The organism is Paraburkholderia sp. AV2, from assembly GCF_054968425.1.
In genome coordinates this window covers 26,372-45,429 of sequence record NZ_JBANLK010000014.1, presented here as the reverse complement: position 1 = coordinate 45,429, position 19,058 = coordinate 26,372, and the positions used below count along the sequence as shown (strand labels likewise).

The window sequence follows — 19,058 nt, the reverse complement described above, 5'->3', positions numbered from 1 at the left end:
GCTCACTCCACCGCTTGCGGCTCGTCGCGCAGCGCGAGCGCCGTGGCCTCGTCCGTCACGAGTCCGCTCAGGAGGCGGCTGTGCAGAACGGCGCGGATGGCGTCGACCTTTTCGGCGCCGCCGGCGATCGCCACGATGCGGCGCCCCGCCAGATCGGCCAGCGCGGGCGCAACCGTGCGCGCGGCCAACGAAGTCTGGACGGGCTTGCCGGCGTGATCGAAAAAGTGTCCAAGCAGTTCGCCCCGGCCACCTAGTTCGCTTACCTCACGAATTTCCTGCGGCTCGATCATCTGCGAGGCAACAAGCGTCGCGTCAGGATGGGCGCTGCCGATCCCGACGATCATCAGGTCCGCGTGCGCCGCGAGGTCGAATACTTCGCGCACGCCGCGCTGCGAGAGCAGCACCTCCCGGTCTTCGGCGGTATTGGCGAAAAACGGCAGCGGCAGCACGTAAGACACCGCGCCCGTTTTCTCCGCCAGCCGGTAGATCACGTCGTACGGATTCGCCGCATAGTCTCGTGTCACGCCGCCCTCGAGCGACACGAAGCGCACGTTGCCCGCGTCCATGCGCGGCATCTCGGCAACGGCGGCCGCCAGCGTCCGGCCGTGCCCGATGCCGATCACGCCGCCCTGGCACGCCGCGATCTCGCGTTGCAGAAACTGGGCCCCGGCAATGCCCAGGGCACGCAGGGGCAGGCCCACCTCGTGCAGGTCCGGCACCACCTCGCAATAGGCAAGCCCATGGCGCTCGGCAAGCTCCGTTTCCAGCACCACGCATTCCGCGATCTCGCCATCGATCGTGACCTTCACGGCGCCGCTCTGATTGGCGCGCATGATCAGCCGATGCGCCTTGACGTTGCTCACCCCAAGGCGCGCGGCCACATCGGCCTGCGTCTGCCCTGCCGCGTAATGCAACCAGGCGGCCCTGATGGCGAGACTGTCCTCGGGATCAGGTCTGCCGGCGGATTTCGTCATGTCCTCTCCAGTGCAAAAGCAGGAAATGAAATTTTTTTCACTCGCTGCATTTTTTTTCGTTGAGGCCAATATACGCGGCAAATCTTCGTCTGCCATCCGACAGAACCCTTAGTGGATATCCCTATGCTTTGACTGAGCGGCCTTGCCGAGAAATAAGTGTCGGATTCTTTTTGCGACGGAACGTCAAAGCGCTCGACCCGTTCCCGCCCCGCTCCATCGGGCGCGAGGACACAGCCCACACGCCCGCGGTGGCATAGTCCATGGGCCGGGTTTCAATGGCCACCGCCTGCTTTAGAACGCGATCGTCGTCCTCAAGCCGACAATCGCCTCGTCGCCAACGCGCTGCGACGGGTTATCCGGATTCGGGATGCCGCCCGCCGGACGGAACGCGTACTGGAAGTCGGCCTGAAGCTGCCACCACGGCGCGACCTGATACTGATAGGTCGCTTCAAGTACCGTCTCCGCGCTGCGCGACGGATAACCCGGCGTGTAGGTCCCCTGCGCGCTCGCCAGATCCTGCGCATGCGAGCCGATATGCGCATAGCCCACGGCCAGCCCCACCACGTCGTTGTCGCGGCCCTTGAACGGCGCCTTGAGCGTCACGCCCGCGTTCACGCCCAGATCGACGACGTTGCGGTCGCCCGGCGCGCCCATGATGCGCGCGAACACGCCCACCGACTGCGGGCTGTCCGCGCTGGGGCGCCAGACCATCTGGTCGGCGACGGCATAGATGCTGTAGTCGCCGCCGTGCGTCGCGGGCGCGCCCGTAGTGGCCGGGTTGGCGAGCGAGAGGCCGGTGTTGTCGTAGCCCGGATCGGCGAAGCGGTTGCTGTCGTACCAGAAGCCCAGCTTGTAAGTACCCGGCAGTCCTGAATATTTCGGATCATTCGGATTGGACGACGGCGGGTTGATCGCATACTGCACCTCGCCGATCACGAGCGCGCCGTTATGCAGATTGAACGTCGTGCCGCTGGCGTTGAGCTTCTGCGGGTCGCCCACGCCAGGCGCGGGGTTGCCGTCGAACACGCCGCCCAGCACCGTGATGGCGTCGGTGGGCGTTGCGCGCACGCGCACGCCGAGCGACGACAGCGGATACGCCGGGCCGCCCCCGGGCAGATCGACGGACGGCAGCGCCGACCAGCCGAACGTCGCGTTCATGAAAGTGCCCGCGTACTGGCTGACCATGAACTCCTGGTCGAGACTCTGCTGGCCGACCTTCACGTCGACCTTGCCGCCCGGCAGCGACTGCTGGTACCAGAGTTCCCAGAGGCGCGTGCCCGCATCGGCCTCGACACCCGTGGCGAGTTGCAGGGTCTGCAGATTGCGTTCGCTCAGGTCGGTGCCGTGAATCTGCAGCGCGGACACGTTGAAGATCCCGCCCGGCAGGCCGAACGCCTTCTGCGTGTCGACCCCGAGGCCGAACTGCGTGACGCCGTCGTACGCGCCGCCGCGGTGCGTGCCGCCGGAGAGATTGGCCATGTACTCGCTCGTTTCCTGCAGACCGAAGGTCACGCCGTAGTTGCCCATCCACGAGCGCAGGCCGCTCATGTCGCCGAAGAGGTTCGAGCGCGCCCACAGACCCGTGGGCGCAGCGTTCGACGGATCCTCGGGTGCAGCGGTGGCTGCGGGTGGCTGGGCCGGCGAACCGGCTGCTGCAGGTGCGGGTTGCGTTTCGCCGGACGATTGTGCGAACGCGGCGGGTGCGATGGCGAAAGCGAGCAGCGCGGCGAGCGAGAGCGGCGTGCCGGTCGTGAGCAGGCGAGTTTTAAGGTTGTTCTTCATGGCAAATCGAGCGACGTCGAGCCCGAACGCATCGGGCGACGAATGAATACGCGACGGCCCCTCGCAAGCGGCGTTGCGAAAGACGATCGAAACAGAGGGAGCGTGCTGCAGGCGGACAGGCTTCTGGCCTGTCACGAAGGAAGCGCGCTAACCCGACTCAGCGAGTTAGCGGCGAAAGGAGCGGTGCTTGAGGGACCGCTTTGCGGGACCCCCGAGCGCCCTTTGCGGCTATCTCGCGAACATATCGCCGGCGCAAGCCGGCATCGGACTTCCACTACTGGAGCATGTGTCCACGAGAGACTCCTTTCTTTGAGACGGGCGCATTGTATTCGCCACTTCCACCAAACCGCAAGTAAAAAAAGCATCGAATGAAATCGCAGTGCGAAATATCCGGCAGGCATTCCGTGAGCAGCCGGAAAGGCCAGCCACGCGGCGCCATGGCGAATGCATCCGGTTCGCATTCAGCGCGCGCGGCGCGGCTTGCCATGCTTTCTGAACGGCTTCATTGTCGGGCGGATGAAAGACTAAATCCCGTCATTGCGTACCGTATTGCCGCCATAAAAAATACCTTGGCTCTGCTTAGGGAAACGTGTTGACTTGTGCTTTCTCCGTCACTAGAATCCGCCCATCTTCACAACCGGGGCCCACGCCGTGGACTCTTGCAGTAGTCGATCTTCGATCTGTTTTTCTGCCTGACCGGCCAGACGTCCGCGCCCTTCTTTACGCCGCCGTCCCGCCATCATCAGGCAGACGGTGCGCGCCATCGCTTCACCCCCCGTGCACCTTTTGAATTAGCGCCATCCGGACGCCGGGTTCGTGCGCACACGCCTTTCGCGTGCTGCCTGCGCGCCCCGCTCCGCTGGCGTCGTGTCGCGAGCCGCCGCTCGCGGCCGCGTTCGCTCGCGCCCGCCGTTTCTGTTCGCAAAACGGGCGCGTGGTTCAACACGCGCGTTGCCAACGCGCGGCCAACCGGAAAAGGAGCCGTAATGCCCGACAGTGACAGTCATCCCTTATGCCGCTTACCTCACATTCAACTGGGGAAAGCAGGCGGACGGCTGCCGCGCCCATGATGCGCGGGTGATCCGTGTCCGCCGGCTTTCCGCGATTTACGCGTCGAACCCGGCGCACGGAGCACTCACATGCATTTCGCCCTCCTTCTTTCGAATCTGCCGCACATGGAAGAGTCGCGCAGCCACTACGCCAGCTTTCTTTCGTGGCAGCCACGCACGGCGTCCTCTCGCTTCGGTGCGTTCTGGCAACGCGTGAAGGCATTCGCCTCCTGATTCCGCACGCCCCTCCGCCATACGCAAACCGGTGCTGTACGTGAATCAGGAAATGGTGCTGCGCCTCGGCGCCGTGACCGGCGTGGGCCACGCGCGGCTCATCTTCGAGCGCTTCGGCAAATTCTGGGGCGCTTTCAGCGTGATCGACCTGTTTCTGCTCAACGCGCTCACCATCGTGACCGAGTTCATCGGCATCACCTTCGTGCTGGACTTCTTCGGCGTTTCGAAGGTGGCGGGCGTGTGCATCGCCGCCGCGCTCGCCATGGCTGCGGTCAGCACCGGCAACTTCCGGCGCTTCGAACGCTTCGCCGTGGGCCTGTGCCTCCTGAGCCTGCTGCTCGTGCCCGTACTGGTGACGATTCACCCGCCGGTCGGCCAGATGGCGCGCGACATGTGGCGCATGCCGCCGCTCGACGAATTGCCGGCGCCGAACCTCACGCTCAGCAAGCGTGTATGGATGGGCGTGCTGCGCGGCTATCTGTTGATTGCGGTCGCGCTCGTCGTGGTGAAGGTCGTGCAGATGACCTTGCTGAAGTAAGCGCAAGCGGGCGCGCTCATGCGTATGCCCGCAAATGAATGGCGGCGCAGAAGGGGCTTGCAAGCGCGTTCGACTCTCTCTATAATTCGCGCCTCGACAGGCTCGTAGCTCAGTTGGTTAGAGCACCACCTTGACATGGTGGGGGTCGTTGGTTCGAGTCCAATCGAGCCTACCAACGAATCAAGTAGTAAAAATCAGGTAGTACTTCGCAGGCGGTACTTCGGCAATGACGCAATCCCTCGCGGGACTGCGTCATTTTCGTTTGTGCATTGCCTTTGCAGCCTTTTTGCGGCCTTCTTATTCCGCGCGCACGCGCACACCGTTCAACTCGCCCACAACGTCGAACAGATGCGGCACGTACTCGTCGCCGTGGCCCAGATTCGTCGCGAGCAGATAGAGCTGGCGCGCCGCTTCCGCAACGATTGCGGTCGAAGCCTGTTCGCCGGCCAGACGTGCATACGCACGCATATCCTTCAGCGCATTGCGCAGCGCGAACTGCTGCCCGCTGTCGTCGCCCTCCAGCACGTACGGCACGATGCGGTCGAAGGTCCGGCTATGTCCGCCGCTCAAGCGGCACAGGGCGGCGAACTCGCGCAGGTCCACCCCCGCCTTCGCCGCCGTGCCGAATGCTTCGGCCAGCACCGCGGCATTCGCCTGCGCGATGAAGTTGTGAATCAGCTTCGCGCGATAACCGGAACCGGCCTGGCCGAGATGATGGATCGTCTCCGCGTAGGTTTCGAACAGCGGCCGCACCGTCTCGACCACCTCGGTCTCGCCCCCCACGAGCACATTGAGGCGGCCTTCGCGCGCCTCCTTCGGCGTGCGGTTGACCGGCGCGTCGAGAAACTGCGCGCCGCGCGCAGCAAGCGCCGTGGCCGCTTCCTCCGCGAACTCGGGGTCGGCGGTCGTGGCGTCGATCACGATCAGTCCAGGATGCGCGCCGGCCAGCAAGCCGTGCTCGCGCGTGAGCACGTCGCGCACCTGCGGCGTGCCGGTCACGCTGATCAGCACCACGTCCACGTTGCGCGCCAGTTCCTCGGCCGAAGCGGCCTCGGTCGCGCCGCGCGCGACGAGCGCGTCCACGTTCGCGCGGCTGCGGTGCGCGAGCACCGTCAGTGCGAAGCCGCGCTTCAGGATGTTGTGCGCGATCGCATCGCCCATCAGCCCGAGGCCGATCACGCCGACACGCCGGATACGTTCTGGAATCTCGATCTGGTTCATGGTTGGCAGCGCCGCCGTCACACCGGCAGCTTCCTCTGATAGTTGATAAGCAGTGCGCACAGAATCTGGAAGCCGGCCACCGCGACGAAGAACATCAGGGCAAGGAAATACGAACCCGTGTGCTGCACGATGTAGCCGATGAAGATCGGCACGAAGATGCCCGCGATATTGCCGACGAAGTTCATGATGCCACAGAGCGACCCGGCGCGTTTGCGCGTGGCGAGCATGGCCGGCGTGGCCCAGTTGCAGCCGCCGCACCAGCGCACGAAGAAAAGCGCCACGCAAAGCAGGGCGACGACGACGGCCGGCGAGCCGGCATACGCGACCACGCACATCGAGGCCGCCACGGCCGCGGCGCCGATCACCATCATCGTGCGATAGACGAGATTCGCGCCGGCGCCCGCCATCTTCCAGCGGTCGGCAATCCAGCCGCCGCAGATCTCGCCGATGAAGCCCATCAGGAAGATCAGGAACGTCGCGTTGCCCATGGACTTGAGGTCGAAACCGTGCGCCTTGTACAGGTAGCTCGGCAGCCAGGTCATCAGGCCGTAGAAGATCAGGTTCGTGCAGGTGTGGCTCATGCACATGCCCCACACCGAACGGTAGCGGAAGAAGCTCAGCAGCGACGATCCCGCCTCGGCCTTCGGTTCGCCGCGATCCTCCTCGGCCAGCGCCGCTTCGATGTACGCGACCTCGGCGTCGTTGATGCGCGGATGTTCGCGCGGCGTATTGCGGATGTACCACCACGCCCAGATGCCGCACAGGACCGTGCCGATCCCGGCCACCGCGAAGGCCGCGCGCCACGAACCGAACCAGCCCATCAGCAGTGCCGTGACGATCGCGCCGACACCCGAGCCGAGCGCCGACCCGCCGTCGATCAGCGAAGCGCCGCGCGTGCGCTCGTTCTGCGTGAGCCACATCGCGTTGAGCTTGCCGCCGGCCGGATAGATGGGCGCTTCGCTGACGCCGAGTCCAAAACGCGTGAGCAGCAGCGTGAACCAGCCGACGCTCACCGCGGCGATGCCCTGAAAGAAGCCCCACCCGATCGTCGCCGCCGCGATCACCACGCGCGGCTTGAGGCGGTCGGCCAGCATGCCGGACGGCACCTGCATGAAGAGATAGGTCCAGAAGAACGCGCTCAGGATAAGCCCCTGCTTCTCGGGCGTTAGCTGAAACTCCTGTGCAATGCTCGGCATGGCGACCGAAAGCGCGGCACGGTCGATATAGTTGAGCGATACGAGCATCAGCAGCAACAAAAAGATCTTCCATCGCGTGCTGGACATGCGGACTGCGGCAACCTGCGTGGCTTCCATTTAGCCTGTCTCCTTCATGGGTACGGCAATGCGTCGTATGCGCCGTTATGCGGCGTCTGTGGCGCGCTGCGGCTTGCCGTCCACGAGCCGGTTCAGGCCCAGCGGATTGGCGGTGTGCAGCGCGGGCGGCAGAAGCGCTTCGGGCAGATCCTGGTAGCTCACGGGCCGCAGAAAGCGCGCGATCGCGAGGCTGCCCACCGAGGTCGTGCGGCCGTCCGAGGTCGCCGGATAAGGTCCGCCGTGCACCATGGCATGCCCGACTTCCACGCCCGTCCCAAAGCCGTTCGCCAGCAGGCGGCCGGCCCGCCGTTCGAGCGCGGGCAGGAACGCGCGTGCGCTTTCGTAATCGCCCGCGTCGACGTGCAGCGCGACCGTCAGTTGTCCTTCCAGACTTTCCACGAGGTCGAGCATGCTCTCCGCGCCCGGGCAGCGCACGATCAGCGCAGCCGCGCCGAATACCTCTTCCTGCAGGTGCGGATCGGCGCGGAACGACTCGGCGCTCGTCGCGAACAGCGCTGCCTGGCCTCGATTGCCTCCGACAATCGAGAGCCCGCGCGCCAGCGTCGTCACCTCGCGATGGTCCGCGAGACGCGCAACGCCCGCCTCGTAAGCGGCGTGAATGCCGGGCGTGAGCATCGTTGCGGCCTCGATGCCGGACAGCGCGTTCGATGCGGCCGCAACGAAGCGGTCGAGACCCGGTCCGTCCACCGCGATGATCAACCCCGGATTCGTGCAGAACTGACCGGCGCCGAGCGTGAGCGACGCGGCGAACGCCGTACCGATCGACTCGGCGCGGGCCTCCAGCGCCGCCGGGAACAGCAGGACCGGATTGATGCTGCTCATCTCGGCATAGACGGGGATCGGCTCCGGCCGCGCAGCGGCGAGGCCCATCAACGCCACACCGGCGCGGCGCGAGCCCGTGAAACCGACGGCCTTGATGCGCGAATCCTTCACGAGCGCCTGCCCTACCTCGATGCCCGCATCGAAGAGCAGCGAGAATGTGCCTTCGGGCATGCCGCAGTCCGCCACCGCCCGCTTCACGGCGCCGCCAACGAGCGCGCTCGTACCGGGGTGCGCGGGGTGCGCCTTCACGATCACAGGGCAGCCCGCCGCAAGCGCCGAGGCGGTATCGCCGCCCGCCACGGAAAACGCCAGCGGAAAGTTGCTCGCGCCGAACACGGCGACCGGCCCCAGCGCCACATGGCGCAAACGCAGATCGACACGCGGCAGCGGTTTGCGCTCGGGCTGCGCCGGATCGATGCGCACGCCGAGCCAGTCGCCGTCGCGCACCACCTGCGCGAACATCCGCAACTGGCCGACGGTCCGTCCGCGTTCGCCTTCCAGGCGCGCGCGCGGCAGGCCCGTCTCGGTCATGCAGCGTTCGATCAGCGCATCGCCGAGATCGAGAATGTTCTGCGCAATCGCTTCCAGAAATGCTGCGCGCGCTTCGAGCGGGGTTTCGCGGTACGCGTCGAGCGCGTTCCATGCGAGCGCGCAGGCCGCCTCGACATCCGCCGGCGTCGCGCCGCCAAACGCGGGTTCGAGTACGGCGCCGCTCGCCGCCTCGACGCCGCGGATCGCGCCGTTCGTGCCGGGCACGGCCCGCTGCCCAATGATCAAACCAGTCGGAATCGACATGTCAACGTCCCCAGTGCAAAACGAGTGGATCGAGACGACGCGCGACCCGCAAGAGGCCCTCGCGCGTCGCGGGATGAACGGGCGCGAGCGGACGGCGCAGCGCCGCGGAGCGGATCACGCCCCCCTCTTTCATGAGTTCCTTGCACGCCGCGAGGCCGCATTGGCGGTTCTCGTAGTTGATGAGCGGCAGCCATCGCTGATAGAGCTCGGCCGCGCGTTCGGCATCGCCTGCCGCATAGGCGTCGACAATCGTGCGTATGCCGTCGGGGTAGCCGCCCCCCGTCATCGCACCTGTTGCGCCGGCTTCGAGATCCGCCATCAGCGTGATCGCCTCCTCGCCGTCCCACGGCCCGATCACCGCATCGCCGCCCAGCTCGATCAGCTCGCGCAGCTTCGCCGCGGCCTGCGCGGTTTCGATCTTGAAGTACGAGACAGGCTCGATCTCGCGCGCCATCTTCGCAAGAAACGCAGCCGAAAGCGGCGTGCCCGCCACCGGCGCGTCCTGGATCATGACGGGAATATCGATTGCGTCCGAGACTTCCGCGAAGAAGCCGAACACCGCACGCTCGCTCACGCGGATGGTCGCGCCGTGGTACGGCGGCATGATCATGACCATCGCCGCGCCCGCGTCCTGAGCCGCTCGGCTGCGCGCCGCGCACACGAGCGAGCTGAAATGCGTGGTGGTCACGATCACCGGCACACGGCCCGCGACGTGTTCGAGCACGGCGTGCATGACGGTGTCGCGCTCGGCGTCGGAAAGAGCGAACTGCTCGGAGAAGTTCGCAAGAATGCAAAGACCGTTGGAGCCCGCGTCGATCATGAAATCGACGCAGCGCTTCTGGCCGTCGAGGTCGAGCCGGCCGTCATCGTCGAAGATGGTCGGAACGACGGGGAACACGCCTTTATAGGGCGCCTGGGGAGTAGTCTTCATGATGGATTCGGTTCGTTGTTGCCGGATGCCGCCCGCGTTTTCATGCTTCGCATTCCTGAGTCACAAGCCACGCGAAGCGGCGCATGGACTGCGCGGGCACCCGGCTCGCGTCCCGGTACCCGCACCGCAATCAGGTAATCGCGCCAATCTGCCAGGGCACGAATTCGTTCTGTCCATAGCCGTGAATCTCGCTGCGCGAGCGCTGGCCGGACGCCACGTCGAGCATGAGCTGAAATAGTTCGGCGCCCACTTCCTCGATCGATTTCTCGCCCGCGAGAATCGGCCCGCAGTTCAGGTCCATGTCGTCCTGCTGGCGCTGCCACAGCGCCTCGTTGGTCGCGATCTTGACCGAGGGTGTCGGCGCGCAGCCATACGCGGAGCCGCGGCCCGTCGTGAAGCAGATCAGGTTCGCGCCGCCCGCCACCTGGCCCGTCGCGGAGATCGGGTCATAGCCGGGCGTGTCCATGAACACGAGCCCCTTTGCCGTGACCGGCTGCGCATACTCGTACACGTCGACGAGGTTCGTGTGGCCCGCCTTCGCGATGCCGCCCAGCGATTTTTCGAGCACGGTGGTGAGACCGCCCGCCTTGTTGCCCGCCGAGGGATTGTTGTCCATCGCCGCATGGTTGCGCGCGCAATAATCCTCCCACCAGCGAATGCGCTCGACGAGCTTGCCCGCCACTTCGGGGCGCTCGGCCCGGCGCGTGAGCAGGTGTTCGGCGCCGTAGATTTCAGGCGTTTCGGAAAGAATCGCCGTGCCGCCGTTCGCCACGAGCAGATCGACGGCCGCGCCGAGCGCCGGGTTCGCCGAAATTCCCGAGTAGCCGTCCGAGCCGCCGCACTGCAGGCCGACGACGAGATGCGAAGCCGGCACCGGTTCGCGGCGCACGTCGTTCGCCTGCGCGAGCAGGCTCTCGATGCGTTCGATGCCACGCGCGATCGACTTGACGGTGCCGCCCGCGTCCTGGATGTTGTACGTGCTGAGGCGGCCGGACGCGACCATGTCCTCCAGATGCTGCTTCTCGACGAGCCGCGTGATCTGGTTGGTCTCGCAACCCAGCCCGATGACGAGCACCGCCGCGAAGTTAGGATGAATCGCGTAGCCGCCCAGCGTGCGCTGCAGGATAGCGAGCCCTTCGCCTTCGGCGTCCACCGCGCAGCCCACGCCATGCGTGAGCGCGACCACGCCGTCCACGTTCGGGTAGGCGGCGAGCGCTTCGGGATGAATGTCGCGGCGGAAGTGGTCCGCGATCGCACGCGCCACCGTGGCCGAGCAGTTGACCGAGGTGAGGATGCCGATGTAATTGCGCGTCGCGACGCGTCCGTCCGGGCGCACGATGCCCTCGAAGGTCGCGCCCGTTGCGACATAACGGGTCGGCTTCGCGTCTTCGCAAAACGCGTAGTCGCGCTGAAACTCGCCCATCGCAAGGTTGTGCGTATGCACATGCTCGCCGGGTGCGATCGGACGGCTCGCGAAACCGATGACCTGGCCGTAGCGGCGCACGGGCTGGCCCGGCTCGATCGCGCGAACTGCCACCTTGTGGCCGGCGGGAATGAGGCCCGTCACGGTCACGCCCTCGCCGGGCAGCACCGCGCCGCCAACAAGCTGGGAACGGGCGATGACCACATCGTCGTTACGATGCAACCGGATGATGGGGGAAGTCGAGTTGAGGCGAGCCGTTGCGTCGCTGAGTGTTGCCATTGTGGTGTTCCAGGAAGGCGCGGGAGCGCCGGAGACCGTCTCCAGCCGAGACTATACGGGCCGCCTTTCGCACCTGTATATTGAGAAATTTCCATCTTGTGATCGCTTCTACGACTTAGATGAAAACCCTGAATACCCTGCTGTCGAGGCTGCGAATCCGCCAGCTCCAGTTGCTGATCGCACTCGACGAATACAAATCGCTGCACAAGGCAGCGGGCGCGATGTCGATGACGCAGTCGGCCGCGAGCAAGATGCTGCACGAGCTGGAGTCGATGCTCGACGCGCCGCTCTTCGAGCGTTCGAAGAACGGCATGATCGCGAACCAGTTCGGCCACTGCGTGATCCGCTACGCGCGGCTGTTGACGACCGACCTGAACGCGCTATGCGAGGACATTTCGGAGATCCGCAGCGGGCGCGGCGGCCGGCTCGCGATCGGCTCGATCATGGGGGCGATTCCCGAGATCGTCGTGCCGGTCATCGACCGGCTGCATGCGAGCCAGCCCAACCTCTCGATCGAGGTGATCGAGGACACCAGCGCGAAGATGCTGCTGCTGCTCGACGAAGGGCATCTGGACCTCGTGATCGGACGCGCCGCGGTGAGCGATCAGCCTTCGAAGTATCACTACCGCAAAATCGGCGACGAGCCGCTTGCCGTGGCGGTGGGCCACGCCCACCCGCCGTTGCCCGGCAACGTGGGATGGCGCGATCTCGCCGGCCACCGCTGGGTGGTCTATCCGACGCAGATGCCGCTGCGCGCGCTGGTGGAGCGCGAGATGGATCTCGCCGGGTTCGCGCTGCCGACCAACCCGATCTCGACCGCCTCGACCTTCGTGACGATCACGCTGCTGATGCAGGACTCCGGGCTCGTTTCGGTGTTGCCCGCGGACGTCGCGAACCTGTGCGTGCAGCACGGCATGCTGCGGATTCTGCCGATCGCGCTGCAATCGCAGTCGCAAAGCTTCGGGATCGTCACGCGCAAAGGCGGCGCGCTGTCGCCGCCGGCGGAGAAGTTCATCGAGATGCTGACGGGGCAGGAAGAGGCATAAGTCCTCCCGGACCTCACGCCAGGGCCGGCGCAGCCAGCATCGCCGGTTCGACGCCACCCACCTCGTGCCTCGCCGTTTCGCTCGTCCGGAAGACGGCCACGGCTTCGCGCAGCAACTGGGCCTGCGATTCGAGCGACTGGGCCGAAGCCGCCACCTCCTCCACCAGCGCCGCGTTGCGCTGCGTGACCTCGTCGATCTGCGCGATCGCGCGGTTGACCTGCTCGATGCCGTCGCTCTGCTCGTGCGTCGCGGCCTCGATCTCGCGCATGATGTGGCTCACGCGCGCCACGGCGTCGCGCGCCGCGTCCATCGTGCCGCGCGCCTCGGCCACGAGCCGTGCGCCCGAGCCCACCGTCGCCACGGACGCCGAGATCAGCTCCTTGATCTCTTTGGCCGCCGTGCCGGAGCGCTGCGCGAGACTGCGCACTTCGCTCGCGACCACCGCGAAGCCACGGCCCTGTTCGCCCGCACGCGCGGCTTCGACCGCCGCGTTCAAGGCGAGGATGTTGGTCTGGAACGCAATGCCTTCGATGATGCCGGTGATTTCCTCGACCTTCTGCGACGAAGACGAGATCTCGCTCATCGTTTCGTTCACGCGCGCCACCACGTCCGCGCCGCGCGTCACGGTATCGAGCGCGCCCTGGGCGAGCCCGCTCGCCTCCTTCGCGCTCGCCGTGTTCTGGCGCACCGCGCCGGACAGTTCCTCCAGGCTCGCCGCGGTCTGCTCCAGGGCCGCGGCCTGCTGCGAAGTGCGGTCGGACAGATCGGCATTGCCCGCCGAGATCTGGTTCGCGCCCTGCGAGATCTCCTCGGTGCCGCCGCGCACGCGCGAGACGGTGCCGGTCAGGCCGTCGCGCATCTGCACGAGCGCGCCCAGCAGTTGCCCCATCTCGTTGGTCGAGCGCACACGCACGTCCACGCTCAGGTCGCCCGCGGCAATGCGCTGAAAATGACGGATCGCCTGGTTGACGGGCCTGATGACGGCCGCCGCCAGCCCCGCGCGCGCCAACAGTCCCAGCACGAGGCCGACAGCGCCGATCACGCCGAACACAATGAGCGAAAGCCGGAACCGTTGCGCGGCCGTATCGGCATCGTGCTGGCCGCGCGCGACATGCCACTGCTCCAGGGCATCGATCGCCTTCGCGTAGTCGGCGTAGAAGGCATCGGCGGTTTCGCCCTGGATCGTGCGGAAGGTATTGAAGTCGTTGTCGACGAGCGCCTTGTACTCCGGCTCCAGCGCCTGGCTCACGAGCGCGGCGCGCGCCTTCGCGACGGCCTCGACCAGTTGCGCGTGCTCGGGATCGGCAAAGGGGCCCGCACTGTAGCGGTGGAACTGTTCGTTCGACTGGGTGAGCACGCGCTGCGCGTGGTCGAGCATCCCGTCGGTGGACTTGCCGACGCTGAAGCGCGTCTCATAACTGGAAAGCTCGAGCCGCACCTGCAACAGCTTTTCCGAACTGGTCTTCAGATCGGCAAGCGCCTGCGCGCCCGCACGAACTTCCGTGAGACTGTCGTTCGTGAGCTTGAGCGCGCCGTAGGCCACGCCGATCACGATCAGCAGAAACGCAATGAACGCGCCGATGACGAGGGTGAGCCCCCCGCGAATAGTGAAGTTCTTTAGCATTGGATACCCGTACGTGGTGGCCGCTCTTCACCCGAAGGCGCGGCCCGTCTGGCGTATCGGCATATATGCCGTACGCCTGCATAGGGGATATCCATGATGCGCGCCCGAACGAGGCGCAGAAGGGGCGCAAGAGACGAACTGCCGGCGACGGTTCGCACGGACAAGCGGCCCCAGATTAACCGGACGTGACACCGATGTCTCGTCCGGTTCAGCCTTCCTAGATATTGAGACGCGTGACCTTCGTGCCCGCCAGCGAGATATCGCCCATCAGGCCCGCATTGGTCATCACGAAAACTTCGACGGGTGCGGTGGCCGTAGTCGTGTCGACAACGCCGTTCGCGCCGACCTTCACGAGCGCCACGGAAGCGTCGGCTCCCACTGCCCAGCCATCCGAGCTGCGGAACCGGGTGAGGGCATCCTGGGTCATGAAGCAGAAGATGATGGCCTTCGACTGCGCCCCGGCCTGCAGTCCGAACGACCCCGATACGGTGCTGTAGTAGCCCACCGAAGCTTCGCCCACGCGCAGCGCGCCTTCGCCATACTGCGCGCCGACGATGAAGCCCGCCTGCAGCACCGACGGGAACACCAGCACCCCGCGCGATTTGGCGACGAGCTCGTGCGAACCTTGCACGGTGGAGTAAAGCCTGCTCAGCGTACCGCTCACGCTCGAGTCGATCGATGCCCGCTTCGAAGCGTTGTCCGCGGCGTTGGGGGACGAGCCTGACGTGGTGGTGCAGCCCGCGAGGGCCAGACCGCCCGAGGCGAGGGCCGCGCCGGCCGTGAGGATGAAATGTCGTCTTTGCATTGTTGTCTCCACGCGAAAGAAAGGGCGGGCACGTGATCAGCAATTCACGTGCCCGCCCAATCAGCATAGAACAACCCTGCATGCGAGCGGAGTCAGGGATAAAGGCCTGGCTCCAGCCGACAGTTCATCCCTTTCGCGCTCCGCCGCTCACGGCGTGGTGGCCTGCCAGGACGGATCGGGGTCGAACGCTTTGATTGCCGCCGCCGTGCGCGCGCCGTTCGGCCCGAGGTTCTTCTGATAAATCTGCCCATCCTGATCGACGATGAAGCTCATCACGCCCGTCTTGCCATAATCCGCCGGCCACGCGATCAACGCGAAGCCGCCGGCGAGCTGCCCGTTATCGAGGTAATCGCGCGCGCCGCCGTTCGCATGCGAACCCTGCGCCGTGAGGATGCGGAAGTGATAGCCGTGATAGCCCTCTTTCGGCGTCACCTTCGCGTCGTGCGGCATGGTGGCGGCAAGCGGCCCGAGCGGGCTTTCGGCTTCGCCTCGCTCGACCGGCCAGTAGAGCCCGTCGTGCGTGCCGGGCGTGCTCACGAAGCGTTGCGCGTAGTGCTGCATCTGCGTCTGATATTCCTTCTGCGCGTCGACGTAGGCGAGCGACGTGAGCATCGCCGCGCGCTCGTTGCGGCCGATGCGGCGCGTGAGTATTTCGCTCGCGCCCTCGCGCGGATCGAAGCTCCAGCCGTGCGCGCCCTGCACGATCGGAATGGGCAGCGTCCAGCCGCTGTCGCCCACTTCGAGATGCGCGCTCGCCTTGCCCGCTACCGGCTTGTCGTCCTGCACGATTTGATGGCCCTTCGCCCATGCGCCGAGGAAGTCGTAAACGTCTTCTTCGCCGATGTTCTGCGTGGGGATGAACTGCTCGAAGTTGGCGCCCATCACATGCTTGATCGCTTCGTGGTCGTTCGTGGCGAGCGCGGTCTCGAACGCCTCGGCCGCGGCCTCGGGCGTGGGATAGGCGGCCTGCGCGTGCGCGGTGCCCGTGCCGAACGCCAAGGCGAGCGCAACGGCAAGACCCAGAGAAGGGATTGTCCGAAGGCGCGTCTGAAGGCGACGGGTGTCTTGCGGCAGGCGGCGTGCTTGAATGCGGATCATCGCTAGACTCCTGTAAATATTCAACGTCGACCCAGGCGGCGTTCACCGCCGCCACCGCCGCCCAGCCGGCCGCCCCCACCTCCACCGCCGCCACCGAAGCCGCCCCGGGCACCTCCGCCCGCCTGGCCGCCGCCCATGCCGCCGCGATTCTGATTCTGGAAGGCGTCCCGGCTTTGCTGGCCGCGCTGCGTGTCGGCACGCGCACCGCTGCCGTCGCCCGCCCCGCGCAACGCGTTGTCGCGGTTCGCGCTCTGGGCACGGTTGTTGATGTCGTTCTGGCGATTCGCGTTCTCGCCGCGATTGTTCGGGCCGTTACCTTTTGCGCGGTTCTCGTTCTGCCCGCGATTGTTCATCGCGTTGCCGCCATTCGCATTCTGTCCGCGGTTGCTGAGCGCGTTATTACCGTTTGCGCCGTTCGCGCCGGGCCGGTTGCCGCCGTTCTGGATGCCCTGCAACCGCTCGTTCGCGTTGCCGCCCATGCTCTGGCCCGTGCGGTTCTGGAACGCCTGCGCGGCCTGCTGGCGCGACTGGTCGTAGCCGCGGTACTGGTTGCGCTGCTGGTTCAGGTTGTTGCCGTTGAAGTTCTGGTTACGGCGCTCGACGTTCTGGTTGCGGTTCCAGTTCGACGTGGCGTTGTTCGTATTGATGCGGTTGTTGACGTTGATGTTGTTGTAGCGGTTAACGTTGATGTTCACGTCATGCGCGCCCCAGTTGAAACCGCCCCACAGCGAGTTCGCCACGGCCACGCCCGCGCCGAACGCCAGCCCGGTCATGAATCCCGTGGCAATGGCATACCCCGGAGGCGGCGGCATGTACACGGGCGGATACGCCGGATAGGGCCACGCGCCGTACACGACGGTGGGGTTATAGGTGGGCACGTAGACCACTTGCGGATTGGCCGGCTCGATCACGATCGTTTGCGTGGTCGTCGTACTCGAGGCAGGCTGCACGACCACCTTCTGCTGGTCGTTCGACTTCAGGTTGCCGGCCTTCTGCGCCTGCACGCGCAACCGCTGCACCGAATCCATCACGTCGTTGGGCTGCGCGAGGAAAGCGTTGCCGATCTGCTGGACCCAGTCGGGTTTCGAGTCCATGGTGGCAAGCACCTGCGGGAACGCCACGAGCGACTGCACGCTCGGATCCCACGGCTGGGAGGCAACCGCCTTCACGGCGTCGTCGCCCTTCAGGTTCGGATTGGCTTTCGACCACGCCGCCGCGGCCTGCACGTCCTGCGGAAACGTGGCGGCCATCAGCACCTGGGCGAGCAGTGCGTCGGGATACAGCGCAATGGGCGCGGTGAGCGAATCGAGTTGCTGGCTGGAGAGCTTTGCCGCGTTCTGCGCCAGCGCGGCGGTCGGACCAGCCGGGCCGACGAAGAGCGGCGCGCCCGCGAGAGCGGCGCAGATGAGCCAGACGTGACGCTGGCCAACACCGGACGATTTCACGTTACGGTCCTCCTCGTGACTGAATATGTTATCCAGGCTTCCCCGCAACAGTTCGGACTAGCAAAGGCGCTACGACCCGAGGCGGAGTTGCGTGCTACCGGCAAAATAAGGGCCTTGCTCGCATGGTGTCAATCGGAATGCGATAACACCGCGATCCATCTCAAGTCACGCATCAATCACCCACTTCGCTTCGCGCTACGAAACAATCCGCCATGCATTACTGCGTCGTCGTCTCGCTCGCGCCCAGTTGAGCGCGCACGAAACCGATGTGTTCGCGCAGCACGTAGAACGCGTCGGCATAGGCAAGCGGCATGCGTACCGTGTTCAGCGAACGCTCGATTTCGTCGAGGTCCTCGGCCAACTGACGCCGCTCCGCCTCGCTCGTGTGCTTGAGCGCATCGCGCTCGATGGCGATGAGGGCGCCATAGTAGCGGTAAATGCGCGAGCGCACGCGCCAACTGTACAGCGCCGGAATCGTGCGCAGCGCCGGAATCACGAGCACTGCGAGCGGCAGCAGCAGCACGAGCAGCCGGTCCGCCACGCTCGCCAGCCAGAACGGCAGCGTGCGGTAGAGAAAGCTCTTGCCCGACTTGTAGTAGCGCGTGGCGTCCTCGCTGATGCGAAAGTCGTGCAGTTCGGTGTTCGGGAATTCGCCGGCGCGCTGCAACAGGCCCGGCGCGCCGTTCACCTCGGTCGCCGCCTCGATCAAGAGGTCGGAGACGGCCGGATGCAGCGTGTCGCGCGCCACGATCTCCACCGTCGGCCCGATGAGGTGGATGGTCTCGGCAGGCACGCGGCGGCGCAGGTCCAGCACGCCGGGCGGCAGTTCGACGTCCTCCAGATACGGGAAAAGCCGCGTATACGCGGAAGCCTCGTCGAAGCTCATCACCGAGATGCCTGGAATCGTAAGCAGACGCAACATCAGGCCGCGCGTGGCCGAGTCGCCGCTCAGCATGGCCGCGTCGGCATTGCCGGAGACGAGCTGCGTCGCCGCCTGCAAGCCGTCGAGCGGCAGCAGCGTGGTGTCGCCGCCGGGATCGATGCCGTTGGCGTCGAGCAGGTTGAGCGAAAGGAGCCGCGTGCCGCTGCCCTCGCGGCCGATGGCGATGCGCTTGCCTTCGAGCTGCGAGAGTTGCGTGAGCCCCGAGCCGCGGTAGAACACGACCATCGGCAGATACTCCACGCTGCCGAGCGACATGAGCGAACTCACGTCCTTGCCGTCGACGACGCCGCCCTGCACGAAGCCCACGTCGACGTGCTGCTTCGGATCGAGCAGGCGCGCGAGGTTCTGCACCGAGCCGTCCGACTCGATGATCTTGAGTTTCACCCCGTTGCGCGCGAGGATCGTGCGGTAGGCCTCGGCCATCGCCATGAAGGCGCTGTCGCGCGGGCCGGCGCTAATGGTGATGGTGCGCGGCGGCGCGGGATTGACGAGCCAGACCACGAGCGCCACCACGATGGCGCAGAAGAACGCCACGGGCAGCGAGGTGAGGGCGAGATCGCGCCACGCGTAATGCGTGTGCTCGCGGATGAAGTGCGGCGGCGGCGGTCGATGTCGTTTCATGAGAACCCGGCGGCGAAGCGTCAGACTCCTGTGGCCTGCTCATTTGACGGCAGGCGCCGAGATCTCATGATGCCATTTTCGCGCCAGATCGCAA

General features: G+C 65.9%; 14 protein-coding genes, 1 tRNA gene and 1 pseudogene. 4 read left to right on the top strand and 12 right to left on the bottom strand.

Translation table 11 applies throughout. The features are described from left to right. Window positions 1-2: 2 nt before the first annotated feature. Together V8683_RS12620 and V8683_RS12615 are read right to left on the bottom strand one after the other, a co-directional pair. On the bottom strand, window positions 3-974 hold the full coding sequence (locus tag V8683_RS12620; RefSeq protein ID WP_411191788.1) for a sugar-binding transcriptional regulator: 972 nt from the start codon (window positions 972-974) through the stop codon (window positions 3-5). Window positions 975-1,265: 291 nt separating this feature from the next. Then, window positions 1,266-2,756, bottom strand: coding sequence for a carbohydrate porin (locus V8683_RS12615; protein WP_411191789.1), 1,491 nt, complete (start codon window positions 2,754-2,756; stop codon window positions 1,266-1,268). 1,139 nt (window positions 2,757-3,895) lie between these two features. Between V8683_RS12615 and V8683_RS12610 the strand changes: the two genes are divergently transcribed. The 3 genes and pseudogenes from V8683_RS12610 (at window position 3,896) to V8683_RS12600 (ending at window position 4,752) form a co-directional block, all read left to right on the top strand. After that, the gene (locus V8683_RS12610) at window positions 3,896-4,039 is read left to right on the top strand and encodes a hypothetical protein (RefSeq protein ID WP_411191790.1); all 144 of its coding nucleotides are present in this window, start codon (window positions 3,896-3,898) and stop codon (window positions 4,037-4,039) included. A gap of 28 nt (window positions 4,040-4,067) precedes the next feature. Beyond that, window positions 4,068-4,436 (top strand): annotated as a pseudogene (locus V8683_RS12605) (divalent metal cation transporter); the annotation flags it as partial. Between the two features lie 239 nt (window positions 4,437-4,675). After that, window positions 4,676-4,752, top strand: a tRNA-Val gene (locus V8683_RS12600). Between the two features lie 122 nt (window positions 4,753-4,874). Here V8683_RS12600 and V8683_RS12595 read toward each other — a convergent pair. From V8683_RS12595 to V8683_RS12575, 5 genes are all read right to left on the bottom strand, one after another. After that, the gene (locus V8683_RS12595) at window positions 4,875-5,798 is read right to left on the bottom strand and encodes an NAD(P)-dependent oxidoreductase (RefSeq protein WP_411191791.1); all 924 of its coding nucleotides are present in this window, start codon (window positions 5,796-5,798) and stop codon (window positions 4,875-4,877) included. A gap of 17 nt (window positions 5,799-5,815) precedes the next feature. Then, window positions 5,816-7,111, bottom strand: coding sequence for an MFS transporter (locus V8683_RS12590; RefSeq protein WP_411191792.1), 1,296 nt, complete (start codon window positions 7,109-7,111; stop codon window positions 5,816-5,818). Between the two features lie 45 nt (window positions 7,112-7,156). Then, a complete protein-coding gene (locus tag V8683_RS12585) occupies window positions 7,157-8,749 on the bottom strand; it encodes an aldehyde dehydrogenase (NADP(+)) (protein ID WP_411191793.1) in 1,593 nt (530 codons plus the stop codon). Window position 8,750: 1 nt separating this feature from the next. Continuing rightward, the gene (locus V8683_RS12580; RefSeq protein ID WP_411191794.1) at window positions 8,751-9,680 is read right to left on the bottom strand and encodes a dihydrodipicolinate synthase family protein; all 930 of its coding nucleotides are present in this window, start codon (window positions 9,678-9,680) and stop codon (window positions 8,751-8,753) included. A 130-nt stretch (window positions 9,681-9,810) separates the two neighbouring features. Further along, on the bottom strand, window positions 9,811-11,382 hold the full coding sequence (locus V8683_RS12575) for a UxaA family hydrolase (RefSeq protein ID WP_411191795.1): 1,572 nt from the start codon (window positions 11,380-11,382) through the stop codon (window positions 9,811-9,813). A gap of 119 nt (window positions 11,383-11,501) precedes the next feature. Between V8683_RS12575 and V8683_RS12570 the strand changes: the two genes are divergently transcribed. Next, window positions 11,502-12,428, top strand: coding sequence for a LysR substrate-binding domain-containing protein (locus tag V8683_RS12570; protein ID WP_411191796.1), 927 nt, complete (start codon window positions 11,502-11,504; stop codon window positions 12,426-12,428). Between the two features lie 13 nt (window positions 12,429-12,441). On the opposite strand, the gene V8683_RS12565 is transcribed toward V8683_RS12570, so the two are convergent. The 5 genes from V8683_RS12565 to V8683_RS12545 all read right to left on the bottom strand — a co-directional run bounded on the left by V8683_RS12565 (window position 12,442) and on the right by V8683_RS12545 (window position 18,964). Further along, window positions 12,442-14,052 (bottom strand): methyl-accepting chemotaxis protein, encoded by a 1,611-nt coding sequence (locus tag V8683_RS12565; RefSeq protein ID WP_411191797.1) that lies wholly within the window; start codon window positions 14,050-14,052, stop codon window positions 12,442-12,444. A gap of 217 nt (window positions 14,053-14,269) precedes the next feature. Further along, entirely contained in the window at window positions 14,270-14,857 is a 588-nt protein-coding gene (locus V8683_RS12560; RefSeq protein WP_411191798.1) for a BPSL1445 family SYLF domain-containing lipoprotein, read from the bottom strand. A gap of 147 nt (window positions 14,858-15,004) precedes the next feature. Then, window positions 15,005-15,955 carry a DUF2950 domain-containing protein gene (locus V8683_RS12555; protein WP_411191799.1) on the bottom strand — a complete coding sequence of 317 codons (951 nt, stop codon included), beginning with the start codon at window positions 15,953-15,955 and terminating at the stop codon, window positions 15,005-15,007. Window positions 15,956-15,975: 20 nt separating this feature from the next. Beyond that, on the bottom strand, window positions 15,976-17,400 hold the full coding sequence (locus V8683_RS12550; RefSeq protein ID WP_411191800.1) for a DUF3300 domain-containing protein: 1,425 nt from the start codon (window positions 17,398-17,400) through the stop codon (window positions 15,976-15,978). Window positions 17,401-17,617: 217 nt separating this feature from the next. Further along, window positions 17,618-18,964, bottom strand: coding sequence for a TAXI family TRAP transporter solute-binding subunit (locus V8683_RS12545; protein ID WP_411191801.1), 1,347 nt, complete (start codon window positions 18,962-18,964; stop codon window positions 17,618-17,620). Window positions 18,965-19,058: the final 94 nt, after the last annotated feature.